The 557-nt window shown below is 47.8% G+C and carries 1 protein-coding gene; it reads right to left on the bottom strand.

What is annotated here, in order from left to right:
* Positions 1–189 precede the first annotated feature (189 nt).
* Positions 190–557, bottom strand: a 368-nt coding sequence (locus PG892_RS22515) for a methyl-accepting chemotaxis protein (RefSeq protein WP_244056538.1), incomplete at its 5' end; no start/stop codon positions are given.

Here is a 557-nt window from a genome sequence, read left to right on the forward strand (position 1 = left end):
GGGGGAACCGCAGAATTCGGAAAAAATCGTACGCTAAGCTAACGGTGTTCTCGTGACAGCTCTTTGACTAGGCTTTCTAAGGCCATTCTGATAGCCCTGACTTCCTGAAAAGCCATGGCTAAAATTTGTGCGGCTAAAAGGGATAACCGATGGTAAAGTAAGTTATCCCTGTCGAGATACTGAAAAGCGTTATCCTCGTTTTTCCCAAAACTGTTTTGCCAGTTCGCTCAGAGCGCTAGTTAACTGAGCGACAGATTTCGCACTTTGCAAATTATTCTGCCCGGTCTGTACATTGGTATCAGCAGCATCGCGTATATTGATAATACTGCGGTTTATGTCTTCACTTACTGCTCCCTGCTGCTCGACCGCAGTCGCTATTTGCGCGTTCATGTCGGTAATTTCGTTAACGCGTTGGCCAATTCCATCAAGAGCTGTAGCTGCTTCCTCTGCGTGAGCTACACTCGTGTGCGCTTGCCGACTACTTTGCTCCATGACTGTAACAGCGGATTGCGCTCGCTCTTGTAGAGCGCTGATCATGCTTTGAATATCCGTTGTCG

This window comes from Aeromonas sp. QDB68, assembly GCF_027707405.1.
GTDB lineage: Bacteria > Pseudomonadota > Gammaproteobacteria > Enterobacterales > Aeromonadaceae > Aeromonas > Aeromonas caviae.